Origin of the sequence: Roseateles asaccharophilus, assembly GCF_004362405.1 — a bacterium.
In the GTDB taxonomy this organism is placed as follows: domain Bacteria; phylum Pseudomonadota; class Gammaproteobacteria; order Burkholderiales; family Burkholderiaceae_C; genus Kinneretia; species Kinneretia asaccharophila.
In genome coordinates, this window is the sequence record NZ_SNXE01000007.1 from 256,731 (window position 1) to 266,002 (window position 9,272).

At 62.7% G+C, this 9,272-nt stretch carries 8 protein-coding genes; 7 read left to right on the top strand and 1 reads right to left on the bottom strand.

Annotated elements, in window-relative coordinates; translation table 11 throughout:
* The first annotated feature begins 74 nt into the window (after positions 1-74).
* From DFR39_RS15480 to DFR39_RS15490, 3 genes are read left to right on the top strand one after another with little or no spacing between them, the layout of a single operon-like run.
* Entirely contained in the window at positions 75-1,757 is a 1,683-nt protein-coding gene (locus DFR39_RS15480; RefSeq protein ID WP_133604544.1) for a cation:proton antiporter, read from the top strand.
* Complete coding sequence (locus DFR39_RS15485) at positions 1,754-2,647, top strand: universal stress protein (RefSeq protein WP_133604546.1); 894 nt, start codon at positions 1,754-1,756, stop codon at positions 2,645-2,647. The genes DFR39_RS15480 and DFR39_RS15485 overlap by 4 nt, the downstream gene beginning before the upstream one ends.
* Entirely contained in the window at positions 2,644-4,254 is a 1,611-nt protein-coding gene (locus tag DFR39_RS15490; protein WP_133604548.1) for a Na/Pi cotransporter family protein, read from the top strand. Before DFR39_RS15485 ends, DFR39_RS15490 begins: the two co-directional genes overlap by 4 nt.
* Positions 4,255-4,485: 231 nt before the next feature.
* Here the strand turns inward: DFR39_RS15490 and DFR39_RS15495 are convergent, their stop codons facing one another.
* Positions 4,486-5,118 (bottom strand): oxygenase MpaB family protein, encoded by a 633-nt coding sequence (locus DFR39_RS15495; protein ID WP_162849547.1) that lies wholly within the window; start codon positions 5,116-5,118, stop codon positions 4,486-4,488.
* A gap of 808 nt (positions 5,119-5,926) precedes the next feature.
* Between DFR39_RS15495 and DFR39_RS15500 the strand changes: the two genes are divergently transcribed.
* From DFR39_RS15500 to DFR39_RS15520, 4 genes are all read left to right on the top strand, one after another.
* Positions 5,927-6,523 carry a DMP19 family protein gene (locus DFR39_RS15500; RefSeq protein ID WP_133604552.1) on the top strand — a complete coding sequence of 199 codons (597 nt, stop codon included), beginning with the start codon at positions 5,927-5,929 and terminating at the stop codon, positions 6,521-6,523.
* A 925-nt stretch (positions 6,524-7,448) separates the two neighbouring features.
* Positions 7,449-7,937, top strand: a complete 489-nt coding sequence (locus DFR39_RS15510) for a hypothetical protein (RefSeq protein WP_162849548.1) — start codon at positions 7,449-7,451, stop codon at positions 7,935-7,937.
* A gap of 69 nt (positions 7,938-8,006) precedes the next feature.
* A complete protein-coding gene (locus DFR39_RS15515) occupies positions 8,007-8,546 on the top strand; it encodes a hypothetical protein (protein ID WP_133604557.1) in 540 nt (179 codons plus the stop codon).
* 22 nt (positions 8,547-8,568) lie between these two features.
* Positions 8,569-9,066 carry a hypothetical protein gene (locus tag DFR39_RS15520; protein ID WP_133604559.1) on the top strand — a complete coding sequence of 166 codons (498 nt, stop codon included), beginning with the start codon at positions 8,569-8,571 and terminating at the stop codon, positions 9,064-9,066.
* Positions 9,067-9,272: the final 206 nt, after the last annotated feature.

Here is a 9,272-nt window from a genome sequence, read left to right on the forward strand (position 1 = left end):
CGAACTCACCACGCCAGCGCAAGACCACACCCCAGGTTTGATCAACCGGACTGCCCCTCGCCCATGGAAGCCCTATGCACGGCACGTTTTCCGAATTCGCCCTGCTGCTCTTGATCTGCGCGCTGGCCGGCGCTGTGTTCGTGCGGCTGCGCCAGCCGGTGCTGATCGCCTACATCGTGGTGGGCATCGCGGTGGGGCCGGCGGCTTTCGGGCTGGTGACGGCGCATGATCAGATTGATCTGTTGGCCCAGGTCGGCGTGGCGGTGCTGCTGTTCGCCGTGGGCCTGAAACTCGATCTTCACCATGTGCGCCACATTGGGCCGGTAGCGCTGGCCACGGGCTTGGGGCAGCTCAGCTTCACCATCATCATCGGCTTCGCGCTGATCTTGGCCCTGGGAAAGAGTTGGATGGAGGCGCTGTACGTGGCGGTGGCGCTGACGTTCTCCAGCACCATCATCATCGTCAAGCTGCTCTCCGACAAGCGTGAGCTCGACAGCTTGCATGGGCGCATCGCGGTGGGCTTCCTCATCGTGCAGGACCTGGCGGTCGTGATCGCGATGATGGCGATGAGCGCCCTGCGGGGCACAGGCAGCGGGGATGCCGGCGGCGAGGACTTGGGCTTGACGGCGGTGCTGCTCTCGCTCGGCTGGCGCCTCGCGGCGGCCGCTGTGGCGATGTTCGTGCTGATGCGCTGGGTGCTGCCCGCCGTGGTGAGTGCGATGGCACGCTCACAGGAACTGCTGTTGGTGTTTGCCATCGCCTGGGGCGTGGCCTTGGCGGCCTTGGGCGAATGGGCAGGCTTCAGCAAGGAGGCCGGAGCCTTTCTGGCCGGCTTCTCGCTGGCTTCCACGCCCTACCGGGAGGCGATGAACGCGCGGCTCACCGGCATCCGGGACTTCCTGCTGCTGTTTTTCTTCATTGACCTCGGCGCCAAGCTGGAGCTCTCAGCCCTGGGTGCCGAAGTGCTGCCCGCGATCGTGCTGTCATTGTTCGTGTTGATCGGCAATCCACTGATCGTCATGGCCATCATGGGGTATATGGGCTACCGGCGACGCACCGGCTTCATGGCCGGGCTGACGGTGGCTCAGATCAGCGAGTTCTCCATCGTCTTCGTGGCAATGGGCATCACGCTGGGTCACGTGGGTGTGGCAGCCCTGAGCCTGACGACCCTCGTGGGTCTGGTGACGATCACGGCGTCCACTTACATGATCCTGTACGCACAGCCGCTGTATGAGCGCCTGTCACCCTGGCTGCGCATCTTCGAGCGCGCCCATCCTCAGCGCGAGACCGGTGGCGAGCCGGCGCTCACGCAAGCCCCGGACGCCATCGTCATCGGCCTGGGCCGCTACGGGCGGCGGCTGGCGCAGAAGCTGCACGAGGAGGGTGTTCGCGTGCTGGGCGTGGACTTCGACCCCGAAGTGGCCGAAGCGCCACCGCCCGCAGGCATTGAGGTGCGCTTCGGTGATGCGCAAGATCCCGAGTTCCTTGAATCCCTGCCTCTAGCCCACACGCCCTGGGTGATCAGCACCGTGCCCGATCTGCATTCCAACCGGCTGTTGCTGCGCGCACTTGCCGAGCGCGGTTATGGCGGCGATCTCGCCATCGTGGCGCGGGACGACGCCACCGGCGCTGCGCTCAAGAGCGCCGGCGTTCCCATCGTGCTCTACCCGGTGCGCAACGCGGTGGACTTTGCCGTGGAACACCTGAGTGAACTGATGCAAGCTGCACGCCCCAAGCCCGACAAGGAGACCCCATGAACCATCTTGGAACCATCCTCGCCGCCACCGACTTTTCGGGGCCGGCCCGCCATGCGGCCGAGCGCGCCGCTCGCCTGGCGCACGAGACCGGCGCACCGCTGACGCTGATGCATGTGCTGCCGGGCGGGCCGCTGCAGGAGCTTCGCCAATGGCTCGCTAGCGCTCACGCCATCGAGCAAGAGCTGCACGCCGAGGTACAGCGGCAGCTTCATAGCTTGGCCCTGGAGTTGCAGAGAAGCCAGCACCTGAGCCTGCGCGAGGTTTGCGCCAGCGGTTCGGTACTCGAAGAGATCGGCCGCGAGGCCGAGGCGCAGGACGCCGCACTGCTGGTACTCGGCGCCCGCGGAGCCGGTTTCCTGAGCCAGCTGGTGCTGGGCAGCACTTCTGAGCGTCTGCTACGCCGCAGCACACGACCCTTGCTGGTGGTGCGGCAAGCACCGCACGAGCCCTACCGACGGGTGCTGGTTGCCTTGGACTTCTCGCCGTGGTCGGCGCATGCCATCACGCTGGCGCATCGGGTCGCCCCCCATGCGCGACTGACGCTATTCAACGCCTACCAGGTCCCCTTTGAGGAAAAGCTGCACTTCGCTGGTGTCGACACCGCGACGATTGACCAGTACCGGCAGCATGCCCGTGCCGAGGCCACGAGGCGTGTGCATGCACTCGCAGCCGCCAGCGGCCTGAAGCCAGGGCACTGGGACCCCTGCATCGTCGAAGGCGAGGCCTGGCAGCGCATCGTTGAGCACGAACAGGAAAAGGGCTGTGACCTCGTGGTGCTCGGCAAGCACGGGCTGTCTGCCGCCGAAGAGCTGCTGCTGGGCAGCGTCACCAAGCATGTTCTGGCCGTGGGCAGCACCGATGTGCTGATCTCCACGGCGCACACGGCATGAATGACCTCGACCTGATAGACCTGCCCACCCTGGGTACGATCGCCGGCGGCTTGGGTCTGTTCCTGCTCGGCATGGGTCTGATGACCGAAGGCCTGAAGCTGGCCGCCGGCCCGGCCTTGCACCGGATCCTGGCCGGGGCCACGCGCACGCGGGTACAGGCCCTGGGGTCGGGGCTGCTGGTCACGGCCCTGGTGCAGTCCTCCAGTGCAGTCACGGTGGCGGTGATTGGTTTCGTCAACGCGGGCCTGCTCGCGCTGGGGCCGGCCTTGTGGGTGCTATTCGGCGCCAATGTCGGCACCTCGATGACGGGCTGGATCGTCGCCCTGATCGGCCTGAAGTTCAAAGTCGAGTTGCTGGCCATGCCACTGGCAGGCCTGGGCGCGCTGCTGCGGCTCGTCGGCGAGGGCCGGCGCAGCGGCGCCATCGGTACCGCGCTCGCCGGCTTCGGCCTGCTGTTCATGGGCATCGCCCTGCTGCAGCAGGCGTTCGCGGGGCTGGCCGGTCAAATCAGTCTGCCCCAAGACGACGGACCGCTCGGCGTGCTGGCCCAACTCGGCATCGGCCTGCTGATGACCGTGCTGATGCAGTCCTCCAGCGCAGCCATGGCGATCACCCTGACCGCCGCACAGGGCGGCTTGATCGGCGCCCAGGGTGCGGCAGCCGTGGTCATTGGTGCCAATATCGGCACCACAGTGACAGCGCTGCTGGCCGCCATCGCCGCCACACCGAATGCGCGTCGCGCCGCGCTCGCTCATGTCGTCTTCAACCTGCTCACGGGGGTGGTGGCGCTGCTGCTACTGCCCTGGCTCATCGGCATGCTGGGCCAGCTCAGGGAAGCACTCGGTCTGCCTCCGGACCCGGCCACGACACTGGCTCTGTTCCACACGACATTCAATGTCATGGGCATCTTGCTGATCTGGCCGCTTGCCAGCCCCCTGTCCACCTGGCTTCAGCAATGCTTCAGGGTCCGGGAAGAAGACGAGGCGCTACCCCGACACCTTGACGACACCGTGCTGGCCATTCCAACACTGGCATTGGATGCGCTGCAAAGGGAAACGGCCCGCGTCGGTGAAAAGGCGTTGGAACTGACACGCCGCACCCTGCGAGGGGCTCATATCGACAGCTTGAAGAGCGAGCAGGCCGCCTTGCTAGGCCTTGGAAAAGCAATCGATCAATTTGCCGATCGCCTTCGTCGCGCGGCCATGAGCAGCCAATCCAGCACACAGTTCGCAGACGTTCTTCGTTTGCAGCGCCACTACCTGGCCGCCGCCGAGCAGGCCCTTGTCGCGGCGACTCTGACACCGGCGCATCTTCCTGAAGCCAGTCCTGGCGATATGGCAGCCGTCTTCCAGGAGGCCGCCGAAGCCCTGCTCCTGGCTTGCCAGCCCGAGGCTGCACCCGAAGCACCGGGCCTGGAAGCGGCGCTCTCCGCCATGGAGTCAGGCTACGAGGCGCTCAAAACAAGTCTGCTGACCGCCGGCGTGGACGGTCGGCTGACCCTCGGGGACATGGAGCAGGCCCTCAGGCGCTACAGCGCGCTGCAGCTGGCCTTGCAGCAACTGCGAAAAGCAAAGCAGCGTCTCGGTAGTGCCCCTTTGGCCGCTTGAACAGCTTGCTCGGTCAAGGCCGCCGAACTCGAGGCCCGCCACGGAATCCACTGCCTGCACTTGCCCACCGCGCCTGTGGACAAGTCGCGGGACAAGCTGGGGTGGGCGGCTGCAAGTGCTTGATGCGCCTGGACTTATGGTGGCGTGCCGCAAAAAGTGGCAGCTTGCTCCGGGCTTGAACCCTGCTGGCCGCGGGGGAGCGGCGGCTTCAGCAAGGGCCTCAGTGGTGCCCTACAAGCCCGCCACGCCCCGCCACGGACGCCACCAAGCCGCGCTGGCTTCGGGCAGGCGCAGCAGCGCACGCAAGCGCGGGTCCATGGTCCTGAGCATCAAGCGTCTGAACCAGCCTCGCAGCCCCCAAGGCAAGGACAGCTTCACCACCTCATTCAGGCAGGCCCGTGCCAAGGTCTCGCCTTCTGGGCTGTGCGCCCACCGTTGGCTCTCGTAAAGCCGCTGAAAGTCTTGCCACTGGGCCAGGCTGCGGTGCGGCTCGGGCAAGCCCATCTCACGGCCGATCTCCCCCCAAAAGCCCAGCAAGCAGGCCAACTCGGCCTCGTCCAGCGGCTCACGGCCGGTGGCCGCATTCCAGCGGATAGGCTCCAGCATGAAGAGGGCCAGCACGTAGTGGAAATCGTCCGGTGCCGCCTGCACATGGGCATGCACGGCCCGCAAGCGCGCCAAGGCGGCTGCCCCCTGGTCGGACGCCAAGCCATGGACGACCAGTTCCCGGATCGTTCCCCTGGTGCGCGCCAGGCGGGCCAGGGTGTGGGGCACGAGATCGCTGCGCTGGTAGAAGTGAATCACCAGATCCGCCACCGCCATGCTGCGAATCAAGGCCAGATAGGTCCCAGCGCGAAACATCATGCGCCGACGCCGACCGTAGTAAAGCGAATGTGCGTCCATAGCCCGCAGAGTTTGCATCAGAGGCCGAGCCGCGAGCAGGGCTTCGCCATTTCAAACGCCATGCCGATGGACACCCCATGACGTCCGCCAGCCCCTCGCACGCTCGGCCGCGTCCCTGCCCATGCGGGCTAGGCTCGCTTGGGCCTTCCACCCGCTTTCCCGCCGGCTCATGGCATTGCATGCCAGCAACCTGTGGTCGGGGCTTAAGTCCTGGACATGCACTTCAGGGCGATGAACGGGGTAGCTTGGACGTCTGGAGTCGGCCAGGAGGAGTCGCTCGTCAGCGCAGTCTGACGGCCAGCAAAGTGCCCAAAGCCGAAATTGGTCGGGTGGCAGGAGGAGGCTGAATGCGGAAGCTCAGCAAAGGCCGCTTTGCGGCGGTACGTGAACAGGCAAAGAATCCAGCAGGCTGCGTACGGTACCCAGCTTGAGCGCACGGGTGTAGTCATGGTGGTGGCCACATCCGAGTGCCCCAGCAGCTCTTGCACGGCGCGAATATCGCTGCCGCTTTGCCGCAGAGGACCGCGCGCTGGCCAAGGGTCAAAAAATGATGGCAACATGGACCTCGCCTGCACACCGGCGAACACCAAAGCTGATGTAACAAGCTGCCGGATTTGCAGGCAAATTTAGTGCTGTATGCAAATACAGTAAATTTCAGGGGGAACGTTTTGCATCAAGCACTTAGGGGCACGCCCGTGCCCGCCGTTATGCAGCACTCGCCGACGTTAGGGCGCAGCGCCTGTCGCCCCATATCACGTTAGCCATCAGAATGACCAATCGTCTTCCATGTGTCAGTTGCGGTGAATCGATCCATCCCGATACCGCGGCGAAGAACGGCGGGTTATGCATGCCCTGCAAGGGTGGCTATCGCGAACAGATCGAGCAAGGGAAGCGCCGGCGCGAGGCGGATCGCATCTACGAGCAGAGTGCGGAACGGAAGCACTGGAAAGACCTCGTTCATCGGGTGCATCACTCCCCCGAAGGATTCAATGGCCTCGGCCGCGAAGAGAAGATTTACTTTGCCGTGTCCTGCCTCATCGGAGAGGTCTATAACGGCGGCTTCGATCAGTTCTTTTCGAATAGCGCGGGAGGAATGTACGGCGTAGCCCTAGCAGGGCTGCTGGAGTTGGAGGCCGATGAATCAGCTCGATTGCTGCTTCAGGCGAAGGAGATTCTCTTTGGAGACCAGTCTGTTCCAATGGATCAAGCTCAGCGCTGTAGGCTCATGCCGACCATCGGGAACGATGAGGCGCCGGAGGTCGCGCAGTTGGATCGGCTGGATAAGTTGTTCTACGAAGACCCTGACAAACTCGGCGAACGCTGCAGGGGGTTTGCGATTGACAGTGGGCTATACGCTGATGGCTAACCAGTCGCTCGAGCCGACTCGCGTCGGCAGGCCGCCGCTCGCGGCTCAGCTTCAACGTTGAGCCGCACTTGCGAAGTCATGCAGCACTCCATCACCCTGAATGTCCCGCTTGAGTCGCCGCCAAGCGATTGGGAAGCTATCGCGAAGGTTTATGCGACCTTGCCAGGCTGGCTGCCCGCTGAAGAATGGCCCAGCTGGTTTGGCCCGCAAGGCGGATCGAACTACATCACCGTCTCTGCGGAGCCGAGCGGTTTGCTTTTCTCAGGCGAAGTTGACAGGGAACTCTGGACAGGGTGGATTAGCTTGCTCTGCGCAAGGCTTTCGCTCGCACTTGGTCGTGAGGTCTGCGATGCCTGTATGTAGCGCGGTCCGGCTCAACCCTTCGCTGCAGCCGACCCGCGCCAGCTTCGCTGGCTTGGTCGGCTGAGCTCAAACGTTAGGCGGCATGAATACCCTGCGCTGGCTACTGATCGTTCCTCTTGGAGCAATCGGGTTCGCTATTGGCATCTGCGCCATCCTTCTTCTGTTGTCAGCTGTCACTTGGCTTTGCCCGGCAGAGCTTGTCATCTCGGGGTTATGCACGGCCTCGTGGTTTCCAGCCGCACAAGAAGTAGCCATTTCCGTCGGCGCGGCTATCGGGGCTGCTGCCGTAGTTGGCCTTCCGAGTCTTGCAGCACCTCAGAGCAAGCGTTTGGTCGCACTCGTCGCCTTTTGCGTTGGCTCAGCGTATGTCCTCAGTCTCTTGGTCATGGGTAGCAGCAGCGCACCCATCTGGGTTCCAGTGGCTTGTGCCATCGCAAGCGGAGCAGTCGCACTCTGGGTTGTCAGCGTTGGATCCAGGGGCAAGAATGCCGCCTAACCCTTCAATCAACCGGACGTCACCCGGCAAGCCGGGTGCCGCCGGTTATCTCAAACGTTGAACCGCATGAATGCGATCGTCGTCGGCGCCTACCTCCCTCGCCTCGATCCAGAGCGCCTTGCGCGCTACGTTGCCGAGGACAAGTGGCGCTACATCAACGTGGCTGTCCCAGACCTCCGCTCCAAGGGCTTCCTGAAGGACTTCACCGACGAGTACGTAGTTGAGCGAGCCCAAGAAATTGCTGACGAGACCCAACGCGAGCTTCAGCAAGCCGCGCTCTTCGAGATCGAGGTCACTGATAGCGACGGAACCTTTGATATTTCCGAGATCGAGGGTGCTTGGGAGCCATCGTTCCTTTCGCCCGACGGATCCATGCTCCTTGAACGCTTGGGCCTGAGCCCTGTCAACTCGCAGTCTTTTCGCGTGGCCTTCTGGATTCACCAGTGGAGCGAAGGAAATGAACTTGTCGGGTCGAATGGACCGCTCGAGCTCCCGCAGTTTGCGCCTATGCCCGAGCGCCTGTGGACGCTCGCTCCCTATGCGATCGTGGACTGAAATGCGGTTCAACCCTTCATTGCAGCGGACCTGCGCCAGCTACGCTGGCTGGTCCGCTGAATTTCAACGTTGAACAGCATGACCCCACAAGTCGCTGCCGCAGAATTTCGCTTGGTCATTGCCATGAGCGATCTCGTGGACTGGCCGGCAGATGACGAAGAACCCAAGTCAAACCATGCGCGACTTCAGGCAGTGTTTGATGCACTTGGTGCCCCAATCTCTGTCGCGCCGCTCGTCGCAGCCTATTTCAATGACACTGCCCGAGCAGGCCGTGGCGACGTGCATGTCTTCGAGTTCGATCCCAATGGGATCGACATACTGGCAATCGACACCTTCAATGATCCAACCGATCAGTTGGATCTGATCGAATTGTTCGTTAGGTGTGCGGACCACAAGGCGCCCCAGGTGTCCGAATGCGTTTGGAAGTACTTCAATGGTTGCACGGTTCAGATTTACGCCTCTCAACAAGCTGTTTGCTCCAGGCTGCGTGACGTTCTCGACAGCGACCAATTTCCCCGACCAATTGGCGGCGGAAGGTTTTTGCAGCGCCAAATCCGGCACGCTGCAGTTCAACCCTTCGCTCCAGCGGACGGCTTCGCCGCCCGCTGAGCTTCCACGTTAGGCCATCCACATGAGAGCGCTGGACCTCGATGCCGAGATCCTTCGCGGGGATTCCGCGGCTGGATTTGAGCTTGGCATGCACGTTTCCGAAGTGGACGACATTGTTAACAGCGCTGCATCTCTTCACCGAAGACCGAGTGTCGCTGAACTTCAGGCCAATTCCGGAGTATTGGTCGTCAGAAACTCATTCAATGCGGTCACGACCGTCTTCTTTGGCGATGACCAAGTTCGCCTTGCCTTCAATGCGGAAGGCCGCCTCTTTTGCATATTCCTGTTCAAAGGCTATCGGGGGGCCTATCGTCAAAGTATTCGCATCGGCACGCCGCTGAGGCTCGCAAATGCAGAACACCTTCTATTGTTCGATGAGGGTGATGAGATGAGCTACATCGACGACGGTAGTGGCGAAATCTTGCCTGGCATAGCATTCATCGGTAGGTGCAGCCCGTTAGAGGCTGATCCTGACCAGCCAATATTTGGCTTCTGCGTCCACGATTGGTCCAAACAGTAAGGTTGTTCGCCATGCAATCCACTGAGCGCGATAGGTTTAGTTTGCCATTCCAAGTGCAACACCATTGGCCTTGTATCTTCCCAAAGACCAACAACAAGAGTGAAGTCTGAGGTCTTCGCGGCCGGTGCGCCAAACCCGATATGCCTATGAGCATGCAGCTCGCGGGTTAGCCCAAGGTCAACGCGCCGGGCCTTTTTCATCAACCG